This window comes from Streptomyces sp. NPDC059917, from assembly GCF_042730635.1.
GTDB lineage: Bacteria > Actinomycetota > Actinomycetes > Streptomycetales > Streptomycetaceae > Streptomyces.
On the sequence record NZ_JBHWLC010000020.1, the window covers coordinates 51,676 to 78,084 of the forward strand.

28 protein-coding genes are annotated in these 26,409 nt (G+C 74.2%); 13 read left to right on the forward strand and 15 right to left on the reverse strand.

Annotated features, from left to right (window positions below):
- Positions 1-6: 6 nt before the first annotated feature.
- A complete protein-coding gene (locus tag ACFWAR_RS14560) occupies positions 7-1,266 on the forward strand; it encodes a sensor histidine kinase (RefSeq protein ID WP_385776799.1) in 1,260 nt (419 codons plus the stop codon).
- Between the two features lie 42 nt (positions 1,267-1,308).
- Here ACFWAR_RS14560 and ACFWAR_RS14565 read toward each other — a convergent pair whose 3' ends face one another.
- Positions 1,309-2,400: an NYN domain-containing protein gene (locus ACFWAR_RS14565; protein ID WP_385776801.1), complete on the reverse strand. Its 1,092-nt coding sequence runs from the start codon at positions 2,398-2,400 to the stop codon at positions 1,309-1,311.
- A 143-nt stretch (positions 2,401-2,543) separates the two neighbouring features.
- Between ACFWAR_RS14565 and ACFWAR_RS14570 the strand changes: the two genes are divergently transcribed.
- The gene (locus ACFWAR_RS14570) at positions 2,544-3,194 is read left to right on the forward strand and encodes a response regulator (protein ID WP_385776803.1); all 651 of its coding nucleotides are present in this window, start codon (positions 2,544-2,546) and stop codon (positions 3,192-3,194) included.
- Positions 3,195-3,266: 72 nt separating this feature from the next.
- Here the strand turns inward: ACFWAR_RS14570 and ACFWAR_RS14575 are convergent, their stop codons facing one another.
- Positions 3,267-3,470, reverse strand: coding sequence for a cold-shock protein (locus ACFWAR_RS14575; protein WP_385776805.1), 204 nt, complete (start codon positions 3,468-3,470; stop codon positions 3,267-3,269).
- A gap of 236 nt (positions 3,471-3,706) precedes the next feature.
- Here ACFWAR_RS14575 and ACFWAR_RS14580 point away from each other — a divergent pair, with 236 nt between their 5' ends.
- Positions 3,707-4,453 carry a hypothetical protein gene (locus tag ACFWAR_RS14580; protein ID WP_385776807.1) on the forward strand — a complete coding sequence of 249 codons (747 nt, stop codon included), beginning with the start codon at positions 3,707-3,709 and terminating at the stop codon, positions 4,451-4,453.
- Positions 4,454-4,491: 38 nt separating this feature from the next.
- Here the strand turns inward: ACFWAR_RS14580 and ACFWAR_RS14585 are convergent, their stop codons facing one another.
- Positions 4,492-5,163, reverse strand: coding sequence for a DUF4097 family beta strand repeat-containing protein (locus ACFWAR_RS14585; protein WP_385776809.1), 672 nt, complete (start codon positions 5,161-5,163; stop codon positions 4,492-4,494).
- 231 nt (positions 5,164-5,394) lie between these two features.
- On the opposite strand from ACFWAR_RS14585, the gene ACFWAR_RS14590 reads away from it, so the two are divergent.
- The 3 genes from ACFWAR_RS14590 to ACFWAR_RS14600 all read left to right on the forward strand — a co-directional run bounded on the left by ACFWAR_RS14590 (position 5,395) and on the right by ACFWAR_RS14600 (position 7,927).
- Complete coding sequence (locus ACFWAR_RS14590) at positions 5,395-6,129, forward strand: helix-turn-helix domain-containing protein (protein ID WP_385776939.1); 735 nt, start codon at positions 5,395-5,397, stop codon at positions 6,127-6,129.
- 69 nt (positions 6,130-6,198) lie between these two features.
- Positions 6,199-7,137, forward strand: coding sequence for a MerR family transcriptional regulator (locus tag ACFWAR_RS14595; RefSeq protein WP_385776811.1), 939 nt, complete (start codon positions 6,199-6,201; stop codon positions 7,135-7,137).
- 79 nt (positions 7,138-7,216) lie between these two features.
- On the forward strand, positions 7,217-7,927 hold the full coding sequence (locus ACFWAR_RS14600; RefSeq protein WP_385776813.1) for a VOC family protein: 711 nt from the start codon (positions 7,217-7,219) through the stop codon (positions 7,925-7,927).
- Between the two features lie 153 nt (positions 7,928-8,080).
- On the opposite strand, the gene ACFWAR_RS14605 is transcribed toward ACFWAR_RS14600, so the two are convergent.
- Complete coding sequence (locus ACFWAR_RS14605) at positions 8,081-9,328, reverse strand: saccharopine dehydrogenase C-terminal domain-containing protein (RefSeq protein ID WP_385776815.1); 1,248 nt, start codon at positions 9,326-9,328, stop codon at positions 8,081-8,083.
- A gap of 122 nt (positions 9,329-9,450) precedes the next feature.
- Between ACFWAR_RS14605 and ACFWAR_RS14610 the strand changes: the two genes are divergently transcribed.
- The 4 genes from ACFWAR_RS14610 to ACFWAR_RS14625 all read left to right on the forward strand — a co-directional run bounded on the left by ACFWAR_RS14610 (position 9,451) and on the right by ACFWAR_RS14625 (position 13,884).
- Positions 9,451-10,161: a TetR/AcrR family transcriptional regulator gene (locus ACFWAR_RS14610; protein ID WP_385776817.1), complete on the forward strand. Its 711-nt coding sequence runs from the start codon at positions 9,451-9,453 to the stop codon at positions 10,159-10,161.
- Between the two features lie 159 nt (positions 10,162-10,320).
- Positions 10,321-11,859, forward strand: coding sequence for an APC family permease (locus ACFWAR_RS14615; RefSeq protein WP_385776819.1), 1,539 nt, complete (start codon positions 10,321-10,323; stop codon positions 11,857-11,859).
- A 164-nt stretch (positions 11,860-12,023) separates the two neighbouring features.
- The gene (locus ACFWAR_RS14620; protein ID WP_385776821.1) at positions 12,024-12,494 is read left to right on the forward strand and encodes a cupin domain-containing protein; all 471 of its coding nucleotides are present in this window, start codon (positions 12,024-12,026) and stop codon (positions 12,492-12,494) included.
- 124 nt (positions 12,495-12,618) lie between these two features.
- Positions 12,619-13,884 carry an FAD-dependent oxidoreductase gene (locus ACFWAR_RS14625; protein ID WP_385776823.1) on the forward strand — a complete coding sequence of 422 codons (1,266 nt, stop codon included), beginning with the start codon at positions 12,619-12,621 and terminating at the stop codon, positions 13,882-13,884.
- Between the two features lie 33 nt (positions 13,885-13,917).
- Here ACFWAR_RS14625 and ACFWAR_RS14630 read toward each other — a convergent pair whose 3' ends face one another.
- From ACFWAR_RS14630 to ACFWAR_RS14660, 7 genes are all read right to left on the reverse strand, one after another.
- A complete protein-coding gene (locus ACFWAR_RS14630; protein WP_385776825.1) occupies positions 13,918-14,907 on the reverse strand; it encodes an ABC transporter substrate-binding protein in 990 nt (329 codons plus the stop codon).
- An 80-nt stretch (positions 14,908-14,987) separates the two neighbouring features.
- Positions 14,988-15,839 (reverse strand): ABC transporter permease, encoded by an 852-nt coding sequence (locus ACFWAR_RS14635; protein ID WP_385776827.1) that lies wholly within the window; start codon positions 15,837-15,839, stop codon positions 14,988-14,990.
- Positions 15,836-16,678 carry an ABC transporter ATP-binding protein gene (locus ACFWAR_RS14640; RefSeq protein ID WP_385776829.1) on the reverse strand — a complete coding sequence of 281 codons (843 nt, stop codon included), beginning with the start codon at positions 16,676-16,678 and terminating at the stop codon, positions 15,836-15,838. The genes ACFWAR_RS14635 and ACFWAR_RS14640 overlap by 4 nt, the downstream gene beginning before the upstream one ends.
- Positions 16,679-16,793: 115 nt before the next feature.
- Positions 16,794-17,570: a hypothetical protein gene (locus ACFWAR_RS14645; protein WP_385776831.1), complete on the reverse strand. Its 777-nt coding sequence runs from the start codon at positions 17,568-17,570 to the stop codon at positions 16,794-16,796.
- Positions 17,567-18,460 carry a sigma-70 family RNA polymerase sigma factor gene (locus tag ACFWAR_RS14650; RefSeq protein WP_385776833.1) on the reverse strand — a complete coding sequence of 298 codons (894 nt, stop codon included), beginning with the start codon at positions 18,458-18,460 and terminating at the stop codon, positions 17,567-17,569. The genes ACFWAR_RS14645 and ACFWAR_RS14650 overlap by 4 nt, the downstream gene beginning before the upstream one ends.
- Positions 18,457-18,675 carry a hypothetical protein gene (locus tag ACFWAR_RS14655; RefSeq protein WP_385776835.1) on the reverse strand — a complete coding sequence of 73 codons (219 nt, stop codon included), beginning with the start codon at positions 18,673-18,675 and terminating at the stop codon, positions 18,457-18,459. The genes ACFWAR_RS14650 and ACFWAR_RS14655 overlap by 4 nt, the downstream gene beginning before the upstream one ends.
- 501 nt (positions 18,676-19,176) lie before the next feature.
- A complete protein-coding gene (locus ACFWAR_RS14660) occupies positions 19,177-19,746 on the reverse strand; it encodes a phospholipase A2 (RefSeq protein ID WP_385776838.1) in 570 nt (189 codons plus the stop codon).
- 180 nt (positions 19,747-19,926) lie between these two features.
- On the opposite strand from ACFWAR_RS14660, the gene ACFWAR_RS14665 reads away from it, so the two are divergent.
- Genes ACFWAR_RS14665 through ACFWAR_RS14675 form a run of 3 tightly spaced genes read left to right on the forward strand, consistent with a single transcriptional unit; the run spans position 19,927 to position 22,864 of the window.
- Complete coding sequence (locus ACFWAR_RS14665) at positions 19,927-21,063, forward strand: sensor histidine kinase (RefSeq protein ID WP_385776840.1); 1,137 nt, start codon at positions 19,927-19,929, stop codon at positions 21,061-21,063.
- On the forward strand, positions 21,060-22,202 hold the full coding sequence (locus tag ACFWAR_RS14670; RefSeq protein ID WP_385776842.1) for a hypothetical protein: 1,143 nt from the start codon (positions 21,060-21,062) through the stop codon (positions 22,200-22,202). Before ACFWAR_RS14665 ends, ACFWAR_RS14670 begins: the two co-directional genes overlap by 4 nt.
- Complete coding sequence (locus ACFWAR_RS14675; protein ID WP_385776844.1) at positions 22,175-22,864, forward strand: response regulator; 690 nt, start codon at positions 22,175-22,177, stop codon at positions 22,862-22,864. The genes ACFWAR_RS14670 and ACFWAR_RS14675 overlap by 28 nt, the downstream gene beginning before the upstream one ends.
- A 29-nt stretch (positions 22,865-22,893) precedes the next feature.
- Here ACFWAR_RS14675 and ACFWAR_RS14680 read toward each other — a convergent pair whose 3' ends face one another.
- The 4 genes from ACFWAR_RS14680 to ACFWAR_RS14695 all read right to left on the reverse strand — a co-directional run bounded on the left by ACFWAR_RS14680 (position 22,894) and on the right by ACFWAR_RS14695 (position 26,392).
- Entirely contained in the window at positions 22,894-23,301 is a 408-nt protein-coding gene (locus tag ACFWAR_RS14680; RefSeq protein ID WP_385776846.1) for a DUF3224 domain-containing protein, read from the reverse strand.
- Positions 23,302-23,360: 59 nt separating this feature from the next.
- Positions 23,361-24,692 carry a GNAT family N-acetyltransferase gene (locus tag ACFWAR_RS14685; protein ID WP_385776848.1) on the reverse strand — a complete coding sequence of 444 codons (1,332 nt, stop codon included), beginning with the start codon at positions 24,690-24,692 and terminating at the stop codon, positions 23,361-23,363.
- 258 nt (positions 24,693-24,950) lie between these two features.
- The gene (locus ACFWAR_RS14690) at positions 24,951-25,343 is read right to left on the reverse strand and encodes an ATP-binding protein (RefSeq protein ID WP_385776850.1); all 393 of its coding nucleotides are present in this window, start codon (positions 25,341-25,343) and stop codon (positions 24,951-24,953) included.
- Positions 25,344-25,510: 167 nt separating this feature from the next.
- Positions 25,511-26,392, reverse strand: a complete 882-nt coding sequence (locus ACFWAR_RS14695) for a hypothetical protein (protein ID WP_385776852.1) — start codon at positions 26,390-26,392, stop codon at positions 25,511-25,513.
- Positions 26,393-26,409 lie beyond the last annotated feature (17 nt).

Below are 26,409 nucleotides of genomic sequence, written 5' to 3' on the forward strand. Positions count from 1 at the left end.
ACGGCGATGCCGTATCGAACTCCCCTGACCGGCGCGGCCGGGGCGCTCTGCGCGGTGGCCGCGGCGGGCGCCCTGGCCGCGGCGGTCGCGGCGGGACCCGGCGGCGGCTGGCTCTCCTCCGTCACGATGGCGACGGCGTGCGTCACGGCCCTGGTGGCGGCCGCCCGGCACAACCGCAACCCGCGTCGGCTCGCCGTCTCGGCGACCGCGGTGGCCGTCTGCTCCGGCATCGGGACGCTGCTCACCTTTCCCGGCCGCGCGATCCCGGCGGACTCCCCCGCCGCGACGCTGATGTCCGTCGAGTACCTCGCCGTACTGGGACTGGTCTACGTCGTGACCCGGTTCCTGCCGCTGCGGCGGGCGGCGGGGCTCTGGCTCGCGCTGGGCACGGCCGGTTCCACCCTGGTGCTGCGGGCGCAGGAGTACGGCAGTTGGCTGGAGGCCGTCGGGCAGTGCGCCTTCCTCTCCTTCGGCGTCCTGTGCGCCGGCTCCGTCGGCGGCTACCTGCGGTGGCTGGAGGACCAGCGCATCGACGCGGTCCTGACCGCGCGCCGCTCCCAGCGCCTCGAACTCGCCCGGGACCTGCACGACTTCGTGGCCCACGACGTGTCCGCGATCGTGGTGCTCGCGCAGGCCGCGCAGGTCTCGGGCGACGAACGGCCGCACCTGGTCATGGCGTTGCTGGAGCAGATAGAGGCCGCCGGTCAGCAGGCGTTGAAGTCCTTGGACCGGACGGTGCTCATGCTGCGCGACGCCGGGGAGCGCGCGGCCGACGGGAGCGAGGAGGGCGACGGGCGACCGGCCTCGTACGGCCTGGCCGACATTCCCGACGTCGTGGCCCGCTTCACCGCGTCGGGCACCGCGGACGTCGCCCTGGACTTCGGGTTCACGGCGGGAACGGCCGCCCTCGTCCCCCGTGAGGTCGCGGGGACCGCCCACCGCGCGGTCGTCGAGGCGCTGACCAACATCCGCCGGCACGCACCGGCCGAGGCCGTCGTGCGGGTGGTCGTCGGAGCCGGTCCCTGCGGTCCGCTGCCCGGGCTGGTCGTCATGGTCACCAACACGGACGGTCCCCGCGCCCCGGGCGCGGCCCCGCAGGTCGGCGACCGGCGCGGCGGCCTCGGGCTGGTCGGCCTGACCGAACGCGTCGAGGCCCTCGGCGGCTCGCTCGCCGCCGGTCCGTACGGGAGCGGTGGCTGGCGGCTGCGCATCGAACTGCCGGTGGACGCCGAGCAGAGCGCGGCGGGGTCCGGCGCCGACCGGTAGGGGCCCGCACCGCGCCCCCACCGGTCGGCGGTCCGGCCCGGATCAGGCGCGGGCGCAGTACCGGCACGTTCCCCGTCGGCGGAGGTAGTAGGCGAGGGTGGCGGCCGCCAGGGCGATGCCCCAGAGGATCCACGGCATCGCCGGGTAGTTCGTCCCCCAGCCCTCGGGCTGGTTCCCGCTCCGGACCATCATCACGCCGCCCGGGACGAGCACCAGCGACACGAGCAGGGCCGGGACGATCGCCGTGGCGAGGGCGACGGGCCTGCCGGCCTTGAACCACACCCAGCGCGGCCAGACCTCGCCCCACCGGTGCACCAGGCCGTGGGTGAGCACCGCCCCGCCGACGGACGCGATGCCCAGGCCGAGGCCGATCTCCAGCATGCCCGGCGTGTCCTGCATGTCCTTGAGGAAGGCGTCGGTGATGCCGAGCGGGTAACCGAAGTACCAGGCCAACCTGGTGACTTCGTACGGGAGGCTGGAGAGCACGGCGATCAGCACGGCCTTGCGCCCCCACCTCGCCGCCGACTCCGGGCTCGTCCAGGCCGCCGCCCGGCCGCCGCGACCGCAGCGCACGCAGAGCCCGCGCGCCCGCCGCTGGTACACGAGGGTGGCCGCCGCCCAGAGCACTCCGCCGACGAACAGGACGATCAGGTTGTCCCGGTGCCAGAAGAGGACGTCGCCCATGCCGTCCTGGGCGCCCGGTACTCCCGTGAAGGCGAACACCAGGAACAGCGGGGCGAAGACGACCAGCGCCAGCAGCGTGTAGTCCGGCAGGATCAGGGCGAGCACGACGGCCTGCGTCCAGCCGAAGGCCACCACGAGCCGGTGCAGCCCCACGGGGATCCGGCGGCGCGCCATCAGCAGGCCCACGGCGGCGCCCACCAGCCCGACGACCGCTATGACGGGCGCGACGACCACGGCCCGGCTCGGCTCCAGCATCGATCCCGCGGAGCGCTCCGGGACGGCCTGCGCGAACGGATACCCGTCCCCGCCCAGGGCCCAGTACACACCGGCGGCCCCGTAGAGCAGCGACCACAACGCGGCCGGGTAGCCCGCCCAGTCGGGCCATCTCGACCACCAGCGCCGCACCGGCGCCGGGCCGGGTACCGCTCGCTCTTCGCTCTCGGTCCTCATGGTGTCCGCCATCGCCCCGTTCCCCTCCGCGCCGACCCCGACGGTCGCTTTCGTCGTGTTCCCAGGGTTTCGGAGCGGGGGCGGCGGCACATCTGCCGATCGGGATAGATCGCCGTCCGGCGCCCTCGACTACGGTGCTGGACGTGACGATCCGCATCCTTCTCGCCGACGATCAGGAGGCCGTCCGCACCGGCTTCCGTCTGATCCTGAACAGCCAGCCGGACATGGAGGTCGTCGGCGAAGCCGCCGACGGCGTCCAAGCCCTCGCCCTCGCGGCGGAGTTGAAGCCGGACGTCGTGCTCGCCGACATCCGCATGCCGCGCCTCGACGGACTGGAGGTGACGCGGCGGCTCGCCGGCCCCCGGGTCGAGGAGCCCGTGCGGGTGGTCGTCGTCACCACCTTCGACCTCGACGAGTACGTGCACACCGCGCTGCGCAACGGCGCCTGCGGGTTCATGCTGAAGCGGTCGGGAACGACGCTGCTCATCGAGGCGGTGCGCGCCGCGATGGCGGGCGACACCCTGATCAGCCCGTCACTGACGGTGCGTCTGCTCAAGCACCTGCACCGGCCCGCGCGGCCGGAGGCGGGTCGGCCGGTCGAGGCGTTGACGGAGCGCGAGACGGAGATCGCCCGGCTGGTGGCCAAGGGCTTCACCAACGCGGAGATCGGGACCGAACTCTTCATCTCCGCCGGGACCGCCAAGACCCATGTCGCCAACATCCAGCGCAAGCTCGACTCCCGCAACCGGGTCGGCATCGCGGCCTGGGTGTGGGACAACGGCCTCGCCGACTGACCGGGCGCCGAGCGCACCGGCGCGGGCCCGCTGACGCGGGCCCGACCTACGACATCGGGATCCGGATCCGGATCAGAGGGCGTGGACCTGCTGGGCCTGCGGACCCTTCTGACCCTGTCCGATCTCGAACTCGACCCGCTGGCCCTCCTCCAGGCTCTTGTACCCGTTGCCCGCGATCTCGGAGTAGTGCACGAAGACGTCGGGGCCTCCCCCGTCCTGCTCGATGAAGCCGAAGCCCTTCTCAGCGTTGAACCACTTGACCGCGCCCTGAGCCATGTGCCGATTCCCTCTTGTTCACGTCCGCGGACACTTCGCCGCGGTACGGGCCGATCTTCTCCCGTCCACCGGCGCGCGGTGCGCGGGTGACGCGCTTGTTGACTCGACCGGGTGAACGCGCACCCGAACGCAGTACACGCGGAGTCACGCGGTCACGGCCTGCGGAGACGTTTGTCGAAGGCCCGCGGGCCTGTTACCTTCGGGCGATTTGATCACTCGGGGTGGAAGGTGTCGAGGTGCGGAACCTCAAGTTCCGGTGTGTGGCCGGATGTGTGTCGCTCGCGTCGCTCGTGTCGTTGACGGCGTGCGGGAGTTCCGCCGGGGACCAGGGGTCGAAGGTGTCCGCCGAGGCGCGACCGCTGTCGGCCGCCGAGCTGCGCACCCGCCTCCTGCCCGCCGCCCTGCCCTACGGCTGGACCTCCGTGGCGGATCCCGTCGACGACCGGCCGCAGGGTTCCGCCCAGGCTCCCGCCCCGGCGTCCCCGTCGCCCTGCACGGACCTGATCGACGGGCAGAGCGTCGTGGACGCGAGCACGGGGGCGTCGGGCGCCTCCGCCCGCGCCGCCTTCAGCGGTGGACGCTCCGCCGGGGGCGGCGTCATACCCGGCCGGGAGACGCTCTACTCCTTCGGCGGCAGCGGCGCGACCCGGGCCATGCTGGATCTGCGCGCCCTGGTGAGCCGGTGCCGGAGCGTGGAACTGCCGCACGCGCCGGGGGAGCCCGCGGACAAGGCCGACTTCGTCGTCGCCGAGGGGCCCCGGCTCGGGGACGAGAGCCTCGTCGTCCAGGCGAGGGTGACGGGGGCCAAGGGCGACTCCCAACGCGGCGACGCGACCGTCGTGCGCGTGGGGAGTTCGCTCCTCGTCATCAGCAGCGTCCTGTCGCTGCCCGCGTCCGAGGGCGAGACGGTGGCGGGGTTCATGCCCACCGCCGTGGCCCAGTTCACCGCGGAACACCCGGAGCCGGTCGACGCGGTCTCGTGAACCGGGCCGCCGTAGCGGGCGTCGCGCACGTGCGGCGCTCAGTTGCTGTGGGCGCTGATGTCGCCGTACGCCGTGCTCGCGTGGATGTCCAGCCCGGCGGCCGCGCCCGCGCTGTTCAGCAGCGCGTTGCGGATCCGCCCGTGGCCGGTCTCCGCGTCCAGCGTGGCCGAGACCCCGCGCGCCGCGCCCACCGAGATCTCCCCCGCCTGGGTCCGCAGCACGACCCGGCCGCCCGCGGCCTCGGCGATCCGGATGTCGCCCTTCGCCGTGGTGATCTCCGCGGGACCGCCGAGCCGCCCCAGCGACACGTCGCCGGCCTGCAGCGTCAGCCGCGCACCCGCCGTCTCGTCCAGCTTGACCGAGGCCTGCGCCCCCTCGAGGACGACCTCGCCCAGCCGCCCCACGCCCCGCACCTGCGCGCTGGCCACCGTCGCCTCGACCCGCGAACCGGCGGGCAGTTGCACCGTCACCTCGACCGCACCGGAGCTGCCCAGCACCCGGCTCTTCGCCGGCTCGGCGCCGATCCGCAGGACGCCCTCGGCGTAGTCGACCGTGATCCGCTCCGCGGCCTTCACGTCACGCCCGCTCGACGCGTCCGCCGGCAGCACCTCGACGGTCGTGTCGGCGCGGTCCGCGGCGATGAACCGGATCCGACCCGCGGGAACCTCGACGACGGCGGCGACCGGGGCGGTGGTGATGAACTTCTGCATGATGTCTTCCTTCGCTCGTTCACTGTTTCCGACATGGGAAAAGCTACGTTGCGTTCATGGATTGGGCAACGTACTCGTTGCATCAGATCCACATAACACCAGCTCAGCGGCCAGTTTTCATTGCAATGAATCAGTTTTCAATGCAACAACCCACCTCTCGCGCGTTGCAATGAACCAAGGCTGAACGCTATGCTGGCGGCACACCGGGACGACACCATGGAGGAGACCGCGATGCCGGGAGGCAGACTTACGCAGCAGGAACGCCAGCAGATCGCGCTGGGGCTCGCCGACGGGCTCGCCTACGCGGAGATCGCCAGGCGTCTGGACCGCCCGACGTCGACGGTCACCCGCGAGGTCATGCGCAACGGCGGCCCCACCACCTACCGCGCCGACCTCGCCCACCGCGCCACCGAACGCCGCGCGCACCGGCGCGGGCAGAGCGCGCCGCGCGACCCGAAGGCGGCGCCGCAGGCCCACGGCCGCGACACCGAGGCCGTGCGCGCGTACGAGGAGGTGTTCGCCACCGTCTTCATGCAGTCGGGCCTGCCCACGATGACGGCCCGGGTGCTGGCCGCCCTCTACACCACCGACGTCGGCAGCCTCACCGCCGCCGAACTCGCCGCGCGCCTCGACGTCAGCCCGGCGTCCATCTCCAAGGCGATCGCGTTCCTCGAGAGCCAGGGCCTCATCCGCCGGGAGCGCGACGAGCGCCGCCGCGAGCGGTACGTCGTCGACGACGACGTCCTCTACCAGTCCACGATGGCCAGCGCCCGCGCCACCGCCCACCTCGGCGAGATCGCCCGCCAGGGCGTCGGCGTCCTCGGCCCCGGCACCCCGGCCGCGGCCCGCCTGGAGAACATCGCCCGCTTCGTCGACTTCGTCTCCGAGAGCATCGCCCGCGCCGCGGACCAGGCCCGCGCGGTCCTCCACTCGAAACCGGAAACTCCCCCGACCGCCGCGCCCTAGCCCGTCCCGTTCGGATCGTGCCGGGGTCTCCCTTGCGGCTCCACCGACTGGAGACAGCAGAGTGGGGGCATGAACGTGACGACCCTCTGCTCGATCGGGGAGCTTTCCCGGCGGACCGGCCTGTCCGTGCGGACCATCCGGTTCTACTCCGATGCGGGGGTGGTGACGCCGACCACCCGAAGTCCCGCCGGACATCGGCTCTACGACCTCGACGCACTGCTCCGTCTGGAACTCCTGCGCACACTGCGCGAGCTGGGCCTGGACCTGGCCACGGTGCGACGGGTACTGGACCGCGAGCTCTCGGTGGCGGACGTCGCCGCGGCGCACGCCGACGCCGTCGACGTCCAGATCCGGCTGCTGCGACTGCGTCGGAGCGTTCTGCGAGTCGCGGCCGGACGCGGGTCCGATCCAGAGGAGATCAAGCTCGTGCACAGGCTCACACGGTTGTCCGGCGAGGAACGCCGACGTCTGATCGACGATTTCGTGGAGGACGCGTTCGGCACGGTGGATGCCGACCCGGCCGCGGTGGCCATGGTCCGCGCCGCCACTCCCACCCTGCCCGACGACCCGTCCGTCGAGCAGATCGCCGCGTGGGTCGAGCTCGCCGAGCTGGTCGGCGACGAGGACTTCCGGGCCCGGATGCGCCGGACGACGCTCGGGCGAACCGGCGGGAAGGCGCCCGGCATCGAGAGCGAAGCGGGCGAGGAACTGATGGAGTTCACCCGCCAGAAGGTGGCCGAGGCCGTGGAGTCGGGCATCGACCCGCTCGGCGACGGGATCGCACCCCTCGTCGACGACCTCGTGCACCGTTTCGCCGAGGTGTTCGGGCGCACCCCGGACCGGGAATTCCGGGACTGGATGGCCCGGCGGTTCGACGAGGCACACGATCCCGTGGTGGACCGGTACTGGCGGCTGGTCTGGATCGTCAACGGCTGGCAGGTGGTACCGAACCTGCTCCCGGTGCACCCCTGGCTCATCCCGGCTCTGCGCAACGACCGCGCCGCGTAGTCAGCGCGGTGGGGCCGAGCGGCGTTTCGTCCCGATAATGCTTGGCGGGGAGGGCGGGGGCGCGCTTAGGCTCCGCGAAATGACGTCTCAATTGTTCGCGGTGAGTTTCGATGCGGGCCAGCCGCTGCGGGTGGCCCGGTTCTGGGCCGGTGTCCTCGGGTGGGAGATGAGCGACGACGCGCGGGACGGCGTCGCGCTGGTGCCCTCGGACGACACCGGCTTCCGGCTCCGCTTCGTGGCGAGCCAGGAGCCGAAGATCGAGCAGAACAGGATGCACTTCGACCTGACGAGCGCCTCCGCGCAGGCGCAGCAGGGGACGGTGGACGCGGCACTGGGACACGGCGGCCGGCACATCGACGTCGGCCAGCTCCCGGAGGAGGGGCACGTCGTGCTCGCCGACCCCGAGGGCAACGAGTTCTGCGTGCTCGAGCCGGGCAACAGCTTCCTCGGGGCGCTGGCCTGCGACGGCTCGCAGGAGGTCGGCTACTTCTGGAGCAAGGCGCTGGGGTGGCCGTTGGTCTGGGACCAGGACGAGGAGACCGCGATCCGCTCGCCGCACGGCGGCCCGAAGATCACGTGGGGCGGCCCGCCGGTGGCGCCGAAGGCGGGTCGGATCCGGGTCCGCTTCGAACTGGCCGTACCGGCGGGCGAGGACCTGCCGGGCGAGGTCGCCCGGCTCCTGGGCCTCGGCGCGACCCGGATCGACCCCGCCCCGACCGGTGACGGGGACGCCCCCGTCCGCCTGGCCGACCCGGACGGCAACGAGTTCTCCGTACGGGCGTCGCGGTAGCGCGGCCGCCGGCCCGCAAGGGCCTTGAGGCATCGTCAGTGCCGTAAGGCCCCTGCGGGCGGGGGGGAGGGCGGGCTGCGGTGGGCGTCTCGGGGCTGCGCCCCGAACCCTGCTCCTCGAACGCCGGAGGGGCGCGGTACCGCCCCGGCGGGGTCAGTGGTGTTCGCCCGCGTCCGGGTCCTGTTCGCGGATGCCCCACGGGGAGCCGTAGGCGGTGAGGAGGTCGAGGAAGGGGCGCGGGGCGAGCGCCTCGGGGCCCAGTACGCCGGATCCGGACCAGGCGCCGTCCGCGAGCAGTTCGAGGGCGACGACCGGGTTCACGGCGGTCTGCCAGACCACGGCCTGGGAGCCGTACTCCTTCATCGACCACTGGTTGTCGACCACGTGGTAGAGGTAGACCTCGCGGGGCCGGCCGTCCTTGGTGCCCTTGACCCAGGTGCCGGCGCAGGTCTTGCCGGTCATCCGGTCGCCCAGCGTGGCGGGGTCCGGCAGGCAGGCGGCGACCACGTCGCGCGGCGAGACCCGCACCGGGGCGCCGTCCGCGCCGCGGACCGTGACCGGCTCGGTGGAGTCGAGGCCCAGCGCGTGCAGGGTCCGCAGCTTGCCGATGAAGTCGTCGCCGAGGCCGTACTTGAAGGTGACCCGGCGGGCTCCGACCCAGCGCGGGACCAGCAGCACCTCCTCGTGCTCGACGTTGACGCACTCGACGGGGCCGATCCCCTCGGGGAAGTCGAAGACCTCGGGCTCGCTGAAGGGCGCGGTGGTGAACCAGCCGCGCTCGCGCTCGTACACGACGGGCGGGTTCAGGCACTCCTCGATCGTCGTCCAGATGTTGAAGGACGGGGCGAAGTCGTAGCCCTCGACGGCCAGGTCGGCGCCGTCGCGGATGCCGATCTCGTCGATCTCGTCGAAGAGTTCGTCGGCGGCGTAGCGGGCGAAGACGTCCGAGAGCCCGGGCTCGACGCCCATCCCGACCAGCGCGAGGCGGCCCGACCCGGCCCATTCCCCGGCCCGTTCGAACTGCTCGTCGCCGAGCTTGACCCCGCAGGTGCCGTACGGGTCGTCGGGGTGCGGCCGCGACAGGGACATGGCCATGTCGACGTAGTGGCTGCCCGCCGCGAGCGCGGCGTTGAACAGCGGCATCACGAAGCGCGGGTCGGTGGCGTTCATCAGGACGTCGCAGCCGCGCTCGGTGAGCAACCGGGCGACCGCGGCCTCGTCGGAGGCGTCGACCCGGCAGGCGCTGAAGCGCCGCTCCTCCTCGCCCAGCGCCGCGACGGCGGCCCGGGCGCGGGCCGGGTCGTAGTCGGCGACCACGAAGTGGTCGAAGAATCCGCGGCGGGCGGCGATCTTGACGATCGCGCTGCCGACACCGCCCGCACCCACGAGCAGAACACGCATGACGAGGTCCTTTCTCCAGGAGGCCGGTGCCTCCGGGGGCTGATGGAACCCGGCGCTCCGATGTAAGGTCAATGGTGTTGGCATAAGGACGGCGGCGGCTGACCAGGGGCAAAGGCGCGGCGATGGCGAAGAACGTGGTTCCGGAGGAGTCGCGCAGGCGGCGGCGCCCGACCCGGCAGGGGACGGTGCTCTCCGAGCGGCTGATCGTCGAGACGGCGCTGCGGATGGTGCGCGAGCACGGCAGCGCGGGCCTGTCCGCCCGGCGGCTCGGCGCGGCGCTGGGCGCCGATCCCAGCACCCTCTACCGGTACTTCGACGGCATGGACGGGCTCACCCTGGCCATCGGCGACGAGCTGATCGGCCGCGCGCTGGACGGCTGGGCCGCCACCGGGCGGTGGCGCGAGGACCTGCGCTCCCTCGGGCTGCGGATCCACGCCGCCTACCTCGCCCATCCGCAGGCCGCGCTGTTGACCGCGAGCCGGGTGACCGGCCGCCCCCGGGAGATCGCCGCCGACGAGGCGGTGCTCGGGAGCCTGCGCGGGGCGGGCTTCCCCAACGCGGACGCCGTGCGGATCTACCACGCCTACATCGACCAGTGCCTGGCCTTCTCGGCGCTGGACGCGGGATCCCTCGCGCTGACCGAGAAGGCCCGCGCCTCCGACGAGGAGATGTGGGAGTCGACGTACGCCCGGCTCCCCGCGGAGACCTACCCGAACATCGCGGCCACCGCGGGGCTGCTGGCCGAGCGGATGCCGCACAGCGCCTACCCGGGCGCGCTGGAGATGCTGCTGGAGAGCGCCGAGCGGCAGCTCCCGGGCGGGGCCCGGGGCTGAGCGGTCGGCGCCGCGCGCCGCTCCTTACGCCAACACCATTGACCCGTTGCGCGACGCACGGGTTTCCTCATCGCATTCACGCCACGTTCACGTGCGCCGCCACGGCCCACGTGGTCGCGCACGCCGCACCGCAGTACGACACCGCACCAGTGAGGGACCATGGTCGAAGACACCCCGGGGACGCCCGCCGCCACGCTCAGACCCAACGCGATCGGCTTCGTCGACGCCCTCGCCATCGGGCTGAACGCCACCTCACCGGCGTACTCGCTGGCCGCCGTGATCGGGCCGATCGTGGCCCTGGTCGGCGTCCACGCCCCCGGGGTGATGCTCGCGTCCTTCGTCCCGATGGTGCTCATCGCCTCGGCCTTCCACTACCTGAACCGCAGCGATCCGGACTGCGGCACCACCTTCTCGTGGGTGACGCGGGCCCTCGGTCCCACCGCGGGCTGGCTCGGCGGCTGGGCGATCACGATGACCGGCGTCCTGGTGGTCGGCTCGCTCGCCGACGTGGCCGTGCGCTTCGGCCTGTTGGCCGTCGGCCTGGAGGGACTGGCGGGCGACACGCTGGTCCGGGAGGTGCTCACCGTCCTGGTGATCCTGGTGATGTCGGCCCTGTGCGTACGGGACACGCAGGCCGCGGCCCGGTTGCAGAACGTCCTGGTGCTGCTCCAGACCCTGTGCCTGTTCGTCTTCGCCGGGGTCGCCCTCTACCGGGTCTACGCCGCCACGGGCTCCCCGGACGCGGTCCGGCCCTCCGTCGAGTGGCTGGATCCCTTCGGGGCGGGCGGCTCGGCGCTGACGGGCGGTCTGCTCCTGGGCGTCTTCGTGTACTGGGGGTGGGAATCGGCCGTCAACCTGACCGAGGAGACCAAGGACTCCGCCTCCGCCCCGGGCCGGGCGGGGATCTGGTCCACCGTCGTCCTCCTGGCCACCTACGTGTCCGTGGCCTTCGCGGTCGTCGCCTTCGCCGGTACGGGGTACCTGGCCGCGCACGCCGACGACGAGGAGGCCGTGTTCGCCTCGCTCGCCCGGGAGGCCCTCGGCGGCTGGGACTGGATCGTCCTGCTCGCCGTCGCCACCTCGGCGCTCGCCTCGACCCAGACGACGATCATCCCGGCCTCCCGCACCGCCCTGTCGATGGCCCGCAGGCAGGCCCTGCCCAGCAGCTTCGGCCGGATCCACCCGCGCCACCGGACGCCCGCGGTCAGCACCTGGTGGGTCGCCGCCGCGGCGACCGTCTGGTACCTGGTCATCCGCCGGATCAGCGAGAACGCCCTCGCCGACTCCCTGACCGCCCTGTCCCTGCTGATCGCCTTCTACTACGCCCTCACCGGCATCGCCTGCGCGGTCTACCACCGGCGGCGACTGACCGACGGGGTGCGCGAGTTCCTCTTCATCGGCGCCGGTCCGCTCCTCGGCGCGGGGCTGCTGCTGTGGCTGCTCGGCGAGTCCGTCGCCGACATGGCGGACCCCGCCAACTCCGCCGGTGGCGCCTCCTGGTTCGGGCTCGGTCCCCCCTTGGTCATCGCGCTCGGCCTGGGCCTCGCGGGAGTGCTGCTGATGCTCGCGCGGCGCGCGGCGTCGGGCGCCTTCTGGGCGGAGCGGCCCTCCACCGCGCCGGACCCCGTCGACGACCGGGCGGCACCGACCGCCGTGGACGAGGCGCCGCGCACCCCCGAGTCGGCGGGCCGCCACTGACGGGACGCGGGGTGCACGGCCGGGCCGGTGGTCCCGGCCGACCGGTGACCTTCGGCCCTGCTGCACCGGGCGGCCCTTCTACACGATGGAACGCGTCCGGCGGCGGCAGCCGTCCCTGCCGCCGCACACGGATCGCCATGCACCGTGATCGAAGGAGAACGCCCGTGCGCAAGCCGTCCCGTGTCCTGGTCGGGACGGCTGCCGCCGTCACGGTCGTCCTCACCGCCACGGGAGCCACGGCATCCGCCGGGGCGCCCGGCGCGGGGCCGGCTCCCGTGGTGAAGGAGATCGCGCAGGGCCGCCAGGACGGCCCCCTCGACGTGTCCGTGAAGGAACCGGTGCAGGTCAACTTCCGCGAGATCACCCTGCCGCCGGGCGGCAGCACCGGCCGGCACTGCCACTACGGGCAGTTGATCGCCGTCGTGAAGTCCGGAACGCTGACTCACTACGCGCCCGACCACGAAGGCGGGGTGCGCGTCTACCGCGCCGGCGACTCCGTCGTCGAGGGCAGCGGCTACGTCCACGAAGGCCGCAACGAGGGGAGCGAGGACATGGTCCTGTGGGTCACCTACGTCACCCCCGAGGGCAAGCCCCTGGCCGAGAGCGACCTCGCGCACTGCGGCGCCGGCCGCTGAACCGGGGGCGGAAGCCCTCTTTCGGCGACGCGGAGTGTCCCTTGGGCGAGTTCGCCGGACCCGCGGGCCGCGGACGATGGGAACACCACCCGACCCGGCCCGATGAGAGAGCGACACCACCACCGTGCACAGCGCCCCCCTGCCCACCGAGGAGTTCGACGTCGTCGTGGTCGGCGGTGGATCGGCGGGCGTGGCCGCGGCGTTGGGCGCCGCCCGGGCCGGTGCCCGGACCCGGCTGATCGAGGCGTACGGCTTCCTCGGCGGCGCCGCCACCGCTTCCGGCGTGGCCATCTACTGCGGGTTCACCGACCAGCGCCGCGAGCGCGTGGTGGCGGGCGTCGGCGCCGGCATCCTGCGCCGCCTGCACGCGGCGGGCGGCTCCTGGGACTCCGGCTTCCCCTGGTCCGGGAACAGCTTCGTGCTGCTGGACGTGGAGATCACCAAGGCGGTCCTGGACGAGGAACTCGCCGCCTCCGCCGTCGACGTACGGCTGCACAGCCGGGTGGTCGCCGCCCGCAGCGCGGGCGGGCGGGTGCGCGAGGTGGAGGTGGCCGATCCGGCCGGTCGCCACCGGGTCCGGGGCCGGTCCTTCGTCGACGCGAGCGGCTGCGGCTCCTTCTCGGCCCTCGCCGGGGCCGGGGTCGTGGTGGCTCCGGTCACGGCCCGGCAGACCAGCACCCTGGTCAGCCGGATCGGCGGGGTCCGCCCGGACGCGGACCTCTCCCGGGAGGGCACGGCGGCCGCGATCGCGGCGCACAACGCGGTGACCGGCCGCACGTTGCCCCGGGACCGGGGCGTGCTCGCCCGGTTGCCCGTGACGGGAGAGGTGCTCTCCCTGCTGGTCGACGAGCACGTCGACACCCTCGACCCGGTGGCGCTGACCCGGGCCGAGACCGGGGCCCGGCGGCAGGCCCGGGACTACCTCGACGCCCTGCGGGCGGGTCTGGCGGGTTGGTCGGGGGCGTACCTGGTGGCGACCGGCCCCCAGCTGGGCATCCGCGAGGGCCGCCGGATCGCCGCCCGCGAGGTGGTCACGGGGGACGACGTGCGCTCGGCCCGCAAGCGCCCGCATGAGTCCATCGCCCGCTGCGGTTGGCCGATCGAGGACCACGAGGGGCCGGGCGTGACCCGCTACGAGCCCATCGCGGGCCGCGGCTGGTACGACATCCCCTACGGGGCGATCTGTTCGGTGGACCGGGAGAACCTCTGGGCCGCCGGGCGGCTGACCGGGTCCGACGACGACGCCTTCACCTCCCTGCGGGTCATGGGCACCGCCTTCGCCACGGGACACGCGGCGGGCGTCGCCGCGGCCCTCGCCGCCCGGGGCGGCCCGGCCCACGACCTCCCCGCGATCCGCACGGAACTCCTGCGCCAGGACGCCCTGGTCTGATCCGGGGCCGCGCCGCTCCGGCGGCCGGCAGCCTCAGCCGGTCGTCCTGGCGACGAGCCGCTCCGGGGGGAGGGGGGCGGATTCCAGGAGGCCCGCGGTGTCGTAGGCGCGCTGTTGGGCGGTGAGCTGGTCGGCGTCGGGGGCCAGGTCGGGGGTCCACCGGTAGGGCGGGGTGGCGCGCAGGACCTCGATGCTCTGGCCGGTGGCCCGGGACAGGGCGGCCAGGACCTCCTCGCTCTTCGCGCCGTCGCCCTGGAGGTCGGCCGCCGCCCGGCGCAGGGCGGTCAGGAACTTCGCGGCGCCGGGGGTGCCGTCGAACCGGGAACCGAGGACGAGTCCGCTCGCGGTGGTGCCGGGCGGCGGGACGGCGAGGGGCTTGGCGGTGCCGTCCGCCTCCATGGCGGTGGTGAAGGGGGCCGGTGCCATGGCCGCGTCGACCCCGCCGTTCGCCAGGGCGTTCTTCATGTCCGGGATGGCGACGTTGACGACAGTGACGTCCTTGACCGTCAGCCCGACCGAGCGCAGGGTCGCGTCCAGTTGGTAGCCGCCGGCCGCTCCCCCGCCGCCCGCCACGGCCACCTTGCGTCCGCGCAGGTCCTCGGGCCGGGTCAGCTCCCCGGAGTCCGCCAGCAGCCGGGACCCTTCGAGGGTGGTGGGCGAGGGGTGTGCTCCGGTGGAGCCGCCCATGGAGGCGGCCACCTTCACCTCGACCCCCTTGGCCATGGCGTTGAACAGCCCGGCCGAGAAGCCCGCGGCGACCGCGTCGACCTTCCCGGTGCCGGCCAGCGGCACGGCGTCCTGGCCCGTCTTGACCTTGTTCAGCTCGACGGCGAGCCCGGCGTCCTCGAAGTACCCCTTGGCCTCGGCCACGTAGAGCGGGGCGAAGAGGGTGGAGGGGACGTGGGCCACCCGCACGCGGACGGGGCCCGCGGCGGCGGGGCTGGCGCGCTGGCAGGCGGCGGTGGCCGCGAGGAGGGCGGTGACGGTGGTGAGGGCGAGGAGGGGCAGACCGCGGCGGCGCATGGTGAATCGTTCCTTCTCAAGGTGAGGTCGAGCGTGAGGGTCACATCGGGGGTCACGTCGGGGGCCGGGGCCGGGGCGGCTCACGCGGCGCCCCGGTCCCGCCCGCGGCGCCAGGGCATCACCACCCGCTCGGCCAGGGCGAGCAGGGCCGAGAACGCCGTGCCGAGCACCGCGACCGCGATGATCCCGGCGTACATCCGCTCGGGCTGGAAGAGGGTCCAGGAGTTCCAGATCAGGAACCCCAGCCCGCTCTCGGAGGCGACGAACTCGACGGCCACCACCACGACCACCCCGAGCCCGGCCGCGGTCCGCAGCCCGGTCAGCACCGCCGGGCAGGCTCCCGGCAGCAGCACCAGGCGTAGCAGCCGCGGCCCCCGGGCCCCGTAGGCGCGGGCGGTCTCCAGGGCGCGCGGGTCGATCTGGCGCACCCCGGCGGTGGTGTTGATCTGGAGGACGAAGAAGACGGTGATCGCGACGGACAGCACCTTGGGGGTTTCGGTGAGCCCGAAGACGAGCAGCAGCAGCGGCAGCGTGGCGATCTTCGGTACGGAGTACAGCGCGGCGAACAGCGGCCCGAGCGCGGCCCGGGTGTGCCGGGAGGCCCCCATCGCGAGGCCCACCAGTACGCCCGCCAGCGCGCCCAGCGCGTAACCGGGCAGCAGCCGGGCGAGGGTGGCCCCCAGGTGCGCGCCGAGTTCGCCGCTGCCGAGCAGGTCCGCCAGACGGAGCGCGATCTTCGAGGGGGCGGGGAAGAGCAGCGGGTCCACCGCGCCGAGCCGGGCCGCGGACTCCCAGCCCAGCAGCAGGGCGGCCGGTACCCCGGCCCCCAGGGCCGCGGCCACGGCGGACTCCCGACGGCCGCGGCGCACCGCGGCCCGGGCCGCCGCGGCCGCGGCGTCGCAGGGGGCGGGGCGGGGCGCGGCCGTGGTCACCGGTGACCGCCTTCGCGCGCCGGGGCGGCCCGCAGGGCCTCCCAGATCCGGGCCCGCAGCCGGGCGAAGTCGGCGCGGTCCTCCACGTCGGGGGTGCGCGGCCGGGGGAAGGGCACCGTGAAGGAGTCGATCAGGGTGCCGGGGCGCGGGGACATCACCAGCACCCGGTCGCCGAGGAGCAGCGCCTCGTCGAGGGAGTGGGTGACCAGGACGACGGTCTTGCGCTCCTCCTGCCACAGCTCCAGCAGGTGCTCGCGCATCAGCCGCCGGGTCAGCGGGTCGAGGGAGCCGAAGGGTTCGTCCATCAGCAGGACGGGGCTGCCGGTGGCGAAGGCCCGGACCATCGCGAGGCGCTGGCGCATGCCGCCGGAGAGCTGGTGCGGGTAGCCGTCGGCGAAGTCGGCGAGCCCGGCCCGGGCCAGCCAGGGGTCCGCGGCCCGTTCGGCGGGGCGCCTGCGCATGCCGGACATGCGCAGTCCGAAGGCGGCGTTGGCCCGTACGGTCAGCCAGGGCAGGACGCCGAAGTCCTGGAAGACGAAGGCGACGTCCGGACGGTCGCCCGGACCCGTCCCGCCCCGCGCGACCGTACGGACGCTTCCGGCGGAGGGGGCGAGCAGACCGCCGAGCAGGCGCAGCAGGGTCGACTTCCCGCAGCCCGAGGGCCCGACGACGCAGACGAACTCGCCGTCCCGCACGCTCAGGCTGACCCCGTCGAGGGCGTGCAGGACGCCGCCGCCGGGGGCGGCGAAGTACTGGTCCACGCGGTCCGCGGCGAGAACGGCCGGGGGTGGCGGGGACGGCGGGCGCGCCGGGGTCGCGGCGGGGGCAGAGGTGGTCACCGGAGCAAGCCAACCGGGGACGGACCCCTGGTTTCGTCCGCCCTTCGGCCCCTCCTCGGGTCCGAAAGAGGACAAGGCCGGGTGGGGGCGCGCGCCCCCACCCGGTCCGGTCCGCTCAGCGGGTGGCGGTCTCGCCCAGGGGGTGGAGTCCTCTCGTACGGACGGTCGGGGGCGGGGTGGAGGCCGCCGCGTTGCGGGGGCGGGGTGCCAGCAGGGCGCCGATGCGGGCGGCGAATCCGGGGCCCGGCATGGGGAGGTCCATGTCGGGCTCGCGGAGGTAGCCGGTGGCCACGGCCACGGGCATGAAGTCCATGAGCTCGATCACCGCGGCCGAGCGGTGCCGGGCCATCTGCTTGGCGAGGCGGTGCAGCACGCGCAGGATCGTGGCCGTGGAGGGGCTGGTGATCCGCTCGTCGGGCTCGCCCGCGCCCGCGCCCGCGACCCCGTCGAGCGGGGTCGACTGGACGTCGTCGGTCTGCCGGAGCCACCACTGCGCCGCGTCGGTCTCGCCGAGGGACAGGTGGTGCAGGTAGAGGCAGTAGGCGGCGGTCGCCTGTCCGGCGCCCGCCGCGTACTGCCACCAGAACCGTGCCCCGTCGTCGGCTTCCGTCAGCTGGAGCACGCAGGCCAGCACCAGGGCGCTGCGCGGCTCGGGCACCTGGTCGGTGACGAACTTGGTGACGGTGACGGCCGGGGTGTGGCTGACCAGCGTCTCGCACAGGGCCCGCAGGTTCTCGGCGGCCACGGCGGGGGTGGTGTCGGTCGACGGGAGGGCGTGCGCGCGGGGGCGGAGGGGGGGTGGGGCGCAGGGGCGGGTGCGGACGACGTCCACGGGTACGGTGCGCTCGCGCACCAGCAGCGCCCGGGCCAGGATCGCTTCGACGGCTGTCATTCGATGGGGCCTTCACTCTCGGGCGGCGGGAAGATGATCCGGCGGGCGTGACGTTCGTCTGAGCGCACCATCGGCGGCGGGACGCCGAGCAGGGCGGAGGTCTCCTCGACGGTGTTGCCGCACAGGTGGCGCAGCACCATGACGTCCTGGAGGTTGGCGGGCAGCCGGCCGATGGCCCGGAACAGCTCCAGGCTCTCGGCCAGTTGCTCGGTGGGGTCGCTCGAGCGGGTCGGGCGGCGCACGGCGACGGTGTCGAAGGCGGCGGGGACCAGCTCGGGCCAGCCGTCCAGGTGCGGGGTCTTGGCCAGCACGGTGGCCCGCAGGATCCGCCAGGCGTAGCGGCGGATGTCGGGGCTGGCCAGGGCGCTGTTCCAGGACAGCCAGAGGATGTCGAAGGTGTCGTCGACGGCCGCCTCGCAGGGGGCGTCGGCGAGGAACGCCTGGGCGTAGCGGCGGTAGCCGCCCTCCACGGTCCGGCGGAAGGGTTCGTGGGCCACGGGCGGGTTCGGTTGCGGGGCGGTCAGCGCCGACTTGTCGCTGCACCGCTGGACCCACTCGGGGCTCTTCCGCGCGTCCAGGGCCGCCTGCCGCCAGAGCCGGTACAGGGGGATGATCTGCATGCCGAGCACCTCGGAGAGGCGGCCGATGACCTCCCAGCGCGGGTACAGGCCCAGGCCGCGCAGTAATTCGGAGAGCTTCGACTTGGCCAGCGGGACCCGCAGGCCCAGCTCGCTCAGGGTCAGTCCGCTGGCGAGGTACTTCTCCCGCGCGTGCTCCAGCCATGCGCGGTGGGAGCTGCCGACGGTGTCCGCTATCGGGCCGAGCTTGCGGCCGGGGCGTGCGGGGACCGGCTGGGTGGCCGGGGCCTTGGATTCGGAGGGCGTGGTCACGGGGTGTCGCCCTCCCCGTCGGGCACCGCCGCCACCCGGTGGCCGGACGCCGCGGCGGTCCGCGATCGGGCCGCCCGGAAGACCTGCTGCACGGTGAGGCCCAGGACCGGTGCGAGGGTGGCGATCGCGGCGCTCTGGCCCATGGCGGTCATCGCCACGCTCCAACCGAGCACCATCAGCAGCGCGACGATGAACACGATGTACTTCTTCGGCATGGTCGTCCTCGACTTCGTTGGGGGTCGGCCTCATGACCCGTCCGGCCATCCGGGGCCGGGCGACGGGTGTCCTCAACGACCGGGTGCCGGCCGGGCGTTGGGGAGGCTCAGCATGGACCGCCGACCCTCCGTAACGCCACGTGATCATGGATTCACGGAACAATGCCGATCACGGAGTGACGCGGGGCTGAACACGGATGACCGTTCCGGTGCTGGTCGAGGGCACAAGCGCGTGCCTCCGGGAGAAGTTCCCGGATTTCCTTGCAATCCCGGCGCCGACCCCCGTCAATGGGTGCAGGGCACCGTTGGTGTCGGCCTTCCATCCGGAAGCGGCCCGCTCCCGTGCCGAGAACAACAGGGGGCGCGCTGAACCGTCCCCGCCCGGCCGCTGTTGGAGGCCGGGCGGGGACGGAGCGCGTCGGAGCCGGAGCACGTCGAAGCGCTGGACGAACATATAGCCCACTCGACCGACAGCGCGGGCCGCCGTCGTCGGATCGGCCGTCAGCCGAGGTACTGGTTCATCGAGATCCTGATGTCGTGCAGCTTCCAGGGGATCTCGCCGAAGACGCGTACGCCCCGGTAGTACAGCTCCGCCATGTCGTCGCACGCCGCATTGGACTTCATCGCGGTGCAGGAGGCGTGCATGTCGTTGCGGAACCATTGGTCGCAGGTGGCCCGGTCCGCCCAGCGGAACTTGTAGCAGCCGTCGTGGTGCTTGCAGGCGTGGTGGAAGTCGAAGCGCCCGGTGAGGTGGCCGTACGCCGCGAGGGGCGGCTTGCCGTACATGACCCGGATCGTGTGGAGGCCGGAGTCGGGGACGTCCGTGCAGCCGTCGGTGTCCCAGTACTCGCCGCCCTCGTTGTAGGGGGTGGCGTTGACGCCCGGGCGGGTGGTCGCCGCGGCCGTGGAGGCGGGGACCAGGAGCAGGACCCCGCCGCCGAGCACCGCGGTGGCGGCGGCGACCAGCCGCCGGCGGACGGCGCCGCCGCGCCGGGGCCGGCGGTGCGAGTGGGGCCGCCGGTGCGGCTGCGGCTCTGGATTCGACTGCACGTGCGGGTGCGGAGTGGACATGGTGCCTTCTTCGTCGCAGGGGCGGTCGGAGACCGGCCGGGCGGCCCGTCCCCGGACCCAACGCTAGGCAAACGGAAGCCGGTTGGGAGTCGTGCGACCGACCGACAGCACGCGGCCCGACCGACCGGCACAATCGAATCCACGGCCCGGCACACGGGCCGGACGCACGAGGGAGGGCTCATGCCGGCAGCCGACAGCGCGGTCGCCCACCTCTATCTGCTCGGCCACCGCTACGTGGCGGTGATCCGGGTCGCGACGGGCCTCCCGACGCTCGTCGTGGCCTCCTGGTCGGCGCCCGGCGCCCCCTCCCCGCGGGTGGCCCTCGGGGTCCTGGCGCTGGCGACGGTGTGGAGCGCCGTGTACGTGCGGGCCCTGCTCCGGGGGCCGGGGACGGCGGCGACCCTGGCCGACGCCGCCGCGCTGGCCGCGCTGGCCGCGAGCGCGCCGTGGACGGTGCCGCTGGACTGGCTGGAGCACGGCAGGTCCTGGCTGCTGCCGTTCCTGTCCTTCGCCTGCGTGGGCTACCAGTACTACGCGAGCCGGTTGCTCGGCGGGGCCGCGGCGCTGCTGGTGCTGTCCGGTGCGATCGTCGGCACGGCCGCGGCCCTGCCCGCGCGCGGCTCGTCCGACAGCCTGGTGACCGCGCTGTGGTCGCTCGTCGTCGCCCTGCTCGCGCGCATGCTGTGGGAGCTGATGCTGCGCGGCGGCCGACTGGCCGACGCCGACGCCGCGGACGCCGAGGCGGCCCGCGCCGAGCAGAGCGCGAAGGCGCGGATCCGGGCCGCCCGGCGGGCCTACGACCGGACCCTGCACGACACCGCGGCCACCACCCTGCTGTGGGTCGGCTCGGGCGCCGCGGGCATCTCCCCCGCCTCGCTGGCGGCGCAAGCGGAACGCGATCTGGAACGCCTGTCCTGGGCGACGGAACCCGCCCTGGAGGCGGACCTGATGCGGCGGCTGCGGGCGGCCATCGGCCTCACGCCGGTGCGGGTCGAGCTGCGCGGGCCGCGGTCGCTGCGGCTGCCCCCGCAGGTGACGGTGGCGCTGGCCGACGCCACCGGGGAGGCGCTCGTGAACGTGGCCCGGCACGCCGAGGTGGGCCACTGCTCGGTCACCGTCACGAGCGACGGATCGGGCGGGGGCGCGCGCGTCGAGGTGGCCGACGAGGGCATCGGCTTCGACCCGGCCGCCGTCGGTCCCACCCGGCGCGGGGTGCGCGCGTCCATCGTCGAGCGCGTCGAGGAAGTCGGCGGCCGGGCCGACGTCAGGTCCCGGCAGGGCAGCGGAACGACCGTCAGTCTGGAGTGGCCACGATGAAGAGCTTCCACCGGGCGGGCGGGCCGACTGCCGCCGCTCCCGCCGCCGAAGAGTTCCTGTACCACCTGCGCCTCGCCGTGCTCGGCATCTCCGGCGTCGTGCTGCTGTCGATGAGCTGGCTGCGCAACATCGACGTGTACCGGCCGCTGTGGATGCAACTCCTGGCGTACGGGCTGCTGTTGGCCATAGCCGTGGTCGAGGGGGCCTTCACGCTGCGCCGCCGGTCGTGGGGCGCCGAGCGCTGGTTCGGGGTGGTCCTCGCCCTCGGCGCGTCGGTCCTGTCCTGCGCCTCGCTGCCCGCCGGGACGCCGACGACCGCCGCGGACTGGGCCTTCGGCACCGTCGGCTGGATCGGGGTCGTGCTGCTCCTGGACCGGCCCATGGTCGAGCTGGTCCTCTTCCTGGGCGCGCACGAGGCGATCACCGCGGTGAACCTCGCCCTGTCCGGGCCCGTGACCGAGGGCGCCGTACTGAACTTCGTCACCGGCTCCCTCGGCACGATCGGCTTTCCGCTGGCCTGCGGGGTGGCCGCCACCGCCCTGCGCCGCACCGCGCACGAGGCGGAGGCGGCCCGGCGGCGTACCGAGCACATCCGGCACTCCGAACGGATCGCCGCCCGGACCGCCCAGGCGCTCCAGGACAGTTACGCCGGTCTGCTGGGCAGCGCGGGCCCCCTGCTCCGCGGGCTCGCCGACGGCACCCTCGACAGCAACGACCCGGACGTCCAGCGCGAATGCTGGACCGAGGCCGCCCGGATGCGCCGGCTCTTCGCGGAGACCGACGACGTGCCCAACCAGCTGGTGCACGAGCTGCACGAGTACGCGGACGCGGCGGAGCGGCGCCGGGTGCGGGCCGAGGTGATCGCCCACGGCACCCCGGTCGACCCGCCGCCGGAGGTCCGCCTCGCGCTCGGCAGCTTCCCGCTGCCGGCCCTGGCGAAGGCCCGGAGCTGGGCCAACGTGACCGTGGTCTTCGCACCCGAGTTCGTCTCGGTGCAAGTGGTCGGCGACTGCGGGGAGATCGAGCTGTCGCCCCTCGGTCCCGCCTCGTCGCAGATCGCGACCGACAGCTTCCTGGACACGGACGACGACACTTTCTGGATGGAGGCACAATGGCGGACCGGCCGATCAGCGCCGTGATCGTCGACGACCACGAGGTGGTCATCGACGGAGTGCGCGGATGGTGCGCGCGGGCAGAGCCACCGATCCACCTCGTCTCGGCGGGCAGGCAGCTCAGCCGGGTGTGGACCGGCGAGGGCGCCCTCGCCGACGTGGTCGTCTTCGACCTCTGCCTCGTGACGAAGAACGTCTTCGAGTTCCACGAGTTGCGCCAACTGGTCAGCAGCGGGCGCAAGGTCGTCGTGTTCTCCGGCGAGGTGTCCGCGGAGGTGATCCGCACCTGCGGGCGGCTGGGGGCCATGTCGTTCGTGACCAAGGAGGAGGGCGAGAAGCACCTGATCAACGCCATTCGGGCGGCCGCGGAGGGGCTCACGTACACCGCTCCCCGGCACGCGGGCACGATCGTCGGGGATTCCTCGCCCGACCGGCCCGAACTCTCCGAGAAGCAGACCGAGGTGCTCCTCGCCTGGTGCAGCGGGCTGTCGAAACCGGCGGTCGCCCGCAAGCTCCACATCGCCCCCCGCACGGTCGCCACCCACATCGAGCGGGCCCGCAGGCACTACGACGAGGTCGGCCGCCCCGCCCCGGACAAGATCAGCATGACCAACCGGCTCATCCAGGACGGGCGGCTGAGCCCCAGTCAGGCCGATCCGCACGCCGGCGATCCGTGGGACGAGACCTAGGCCGTCTGCCCGGCCGTGCCCGGAGCGGCTCAGCCGAGCTCGTAGTCGAACCACATGCGGTGGGTGCCGTCGGCGTCGACGGCCAGCCCGCCGGCGCCGGTGATCCCGGCCAGTTCGCCGGTGCCGCTGGAGGGCACGATGGTGAAGAACTCCGCGGTGCGGTCGGCACCGGACGTGGTCGCCGAGTGCGCGAAGTTGAAGGAACCTTCGCGGCCTCCCAGCGTGCCCTCGAAGGACTCCATGGCCACGTAGGTGCCGACCCCGGTGGACTGGTCGAAGGCGGCGGTGAACAGGGTCGCCGAGCGCCCCACCACCTCCCCCTCGAAGTGCTTCTCCATGGTCGCGACGCCCACCGGCGTCCCGGTGGGCACGGCCGGTTCCGGCCGCAGCGCGGCGGGGGTGAATCCGGTGACGGTGAAGGTTGCCGTAGCTCTCATGCGCCGACGGTACCGAGGGGGTCCGACAACGGCGGCCGACCCGCGGCCGACCCGCGGGTTCAGAGGCGGGGCAGCAGGGAGCGGCAGAAGCCGTGCGGGAGCCAGGGCGCGGCGGGCGAGGCGAAGGCCGTCGTGGCGGCGGCGAGCGCGCCCGGGGTGTGCTCGCGCACCCGGCCCGCGGCGGCCAGTTCGGTGAGGGTGGTGCCGCCCAGGTAGGCCGAGCCGAGGGCGCCGGCGTCCAGGCCGAGGTCGGGGGCGTCGTACGTCCGGGCGCACACCGCGCCGGAGGCGTCGCCGGTGAGCCGCCAGCGGCCCCGGTTCCAGGGCGCGAGGGCGTCCTCGAGGTCCAGGACGAGGTCGAGCGGGGCCGCGTAGGACCGGGCCGTCAGCGCGATCGGGGCGTCGACCACGCGGACGTAGAGGCTGTCGAGCACGGTCGGGGCGCAGCGCCGCACGTCGGAGACGAGGTGGAGCAGGGCGTCGTCCACGGGGCGGTTGGGGGCCACGACGCGCGAGGTGAGGTCGGTGTCGAGGAGGAAGCGCCACAGGGCGGCGTAGGCGCGCGGGTCGGTGGCCTCGACGTCGCGGACGCGGACGGTCCCCTCGGCGGTGTTCGCGGCCGACCACGCGACGCTCACGGTGTAGCGGGCGTAGCCGACGGGGCGGCCGTCGATCCGCGCGACGACGCATTCCAGGGGGCGGGCCCCGGCGCGGGTGGCGGGCGGGTCGAGCAGCGGGAGGTGTTCCCAGCCGGGGGCGCGGGCCAGCATCCCGGGGCGGGTGGGGACCTGACGCGCGTAGATCTCCTCGGTGATCTCCAGGGCCTCGTACGGGTCTTCGAGGGCGAGGGTCAGCGGCGGGGCCCCGGCGGGCTCGGCGGGCGTGCGCAGCGAGATCCGGCGCGACTGGATGTCCAGGGAGAGCTGGCGGGCGGCCGCTCCGTAGCCGAACCGTTCGTAGATGGGCGCCTCGGAGGCGGTCAGGACGGCGAGGGGTTCGCCCTGGCGCTGGAGGGACTCCAGTTGATGGCGCATCAGGTCGGAGAGGATCCCGCGGCGCCGGTGGGTGGAGCGGACGCCGACCATGGTGACGCCCGCGGTCGGGACGAGGTGCCCGCCGGGGACGCTCATCCGGAAGGAGAAGATCCCGGCGGTGCCGACGAGGTCGGCGCCGTCGCGCACGGCCACGCAGCGCTCGGGCTCGGCCAGGCGCCGCCACAGGGCGGTCGCCCCGGCCGGTTCGCTCTCGTGGAACGCGTCGAGCACAGCGGTGTAGAAGGCGTCCCACTGGCCCGGCAACAGGGCGCGCACGTCCCAGGTGGGCGGCCGTACGGCGTGGGGCGTGCCGGAGGCGGTGGTGCGGGCGTGCGTGGTGGACGTGGACGAGGACATGAGGGCGGCGCCCTTCCGAGGAGCTGTGGTGATCGGTCAGCGACCATCTCTAGCAATCGGAGTCGAATGTTCACAGAGGGTGAGGCCTCTTCACGCCACGGACCCCCGTCCTTCGATTCCAGCAGGTGGAGGGCCCGTATGCCTTGCCATCGACGGGCTCGACAACGATGTACCAGCTAGTCCGGCACCCGGGGCGCTCGGTTTTCTTTGGCCTGTTCGGGGCCTGTGCGGGGCCGGTGCGGGGCCGGTGCGAGGCCGTCACGCGGGGGCGGCGCCGAGGCAGAACCAGAGCCACTTGCCGTGCCCGAAGGTGCTGAAGCCCCAGGACCGGCTCAGGGCCGCGATGATCCCGAGCCCCCGGCCGCCCTCCTGGTCGCCGCACCCCTGGTGGGTACGGTCGGCCGGCGCCAGGTCGGCGTGCCCGTCGCGGACCGCGCACATCAGGGTGCCCGTCTCCTCGTCGTGGCTGATCACCAGGCGCAGCCGGTCGCTGACGGTGTGCTCCACCGCGTTGGCGACCGCCTCGGAGAGCGCGAGGCGCCCGTCGTCGGCCAGTTCTCCGGCGCCCACGCACACCCCCAGGGCCCGCCGGGCGGCGGACGCGGCGGCGGGGGTGGCGGGCAGCGTGATGTCGATGCGGTGAGCGGACACGGCGGGCTCCTCGGCGGTGCGGCAGGTGGCGTCCCCTCCCCCTCCTTCCACGGTAGGCACCACCGGCGGCGGGCATACCGGTCGAACGGTCCCGCGGAACCGGCCGTTCGGGGGATGGCCGCGGCGAGCTGGGCTCGCTGGGCGGGGCGCGACCGGTCTCGCGACGCCTACGTGGGCGTCCCGAGGCGTCCGGTACCCGGCGGGGCGCCCTCGGGACCGCCGCCGCGGCGATGGGTGCCCGCCAGGCCGACGGCGATGAGGGCCAGGCCGGTCAGGGCGGCCAGGGCGAGGGGCGTTGCGGGGGCCGGGTCGCCCCGGTCGCCACCGCCGGTCGCGGGGGCGTCGCCGCCCGCCAGGCCCGAGGCGTCGTACGGGGAGCCGGGGAGCCGGTCCGCGTACCGGGCGGCCACCTGCCGCTGGTAGGCGGCGGTGGGCAGGGCCGCCGCGCCGAGGACCGTGGCGGCCTCGGGGTGGAGCGGCTCGACGACCTCGCCGTCCCAGGCGTACCAGGTGTTGGTCTGCGGCTCCAGGAACGCGGTCCGGTCCGGGCCCGCGGCGCGGGCGTGGCGTTCCTCCTCGTCGCCGGAGCCGATGGAGACCACCTGCCAGCCGTCCCCGGCGGGGGTCGGGGCCGTGCGGATGGTGGCCGTCCGGCCCGTCGCTCCGGTGGCCGTGGTCGCGGCGCCCTCGGCGCGGGCGGGCCCGGCGCCGGGCAGGCCCCGGACGAAGTCGGGGTCGAGGGTGTGGACGGCGACGGTGGCGCCGAGCCGGGCCGGTGCGGCCGGAGCGTCGGCCTCCCGGTCCGGGACGCGGGCGGCGGGCGGGCCGCCGGAACCCGTTGCGGAACGGGCGTGGTCGGCCGCGAGGAACGCCTCGACGGCGCCGAGGGAGTGCGGCGCACCGGCCGCTTCCCGGGCCCGGACCAGGTCGACGGAGGTCGGCGCGGCCGGGGCTGCCGAGGCGGTGGGAGCGCCGAGCACGAGGAGGGCGGCGGCGACGAACGCGGGGAGGACCCCGCGCAGGCGCGGCGGGCGTGCGGTCGCGGTCATGGGCATGGGCATGGGCA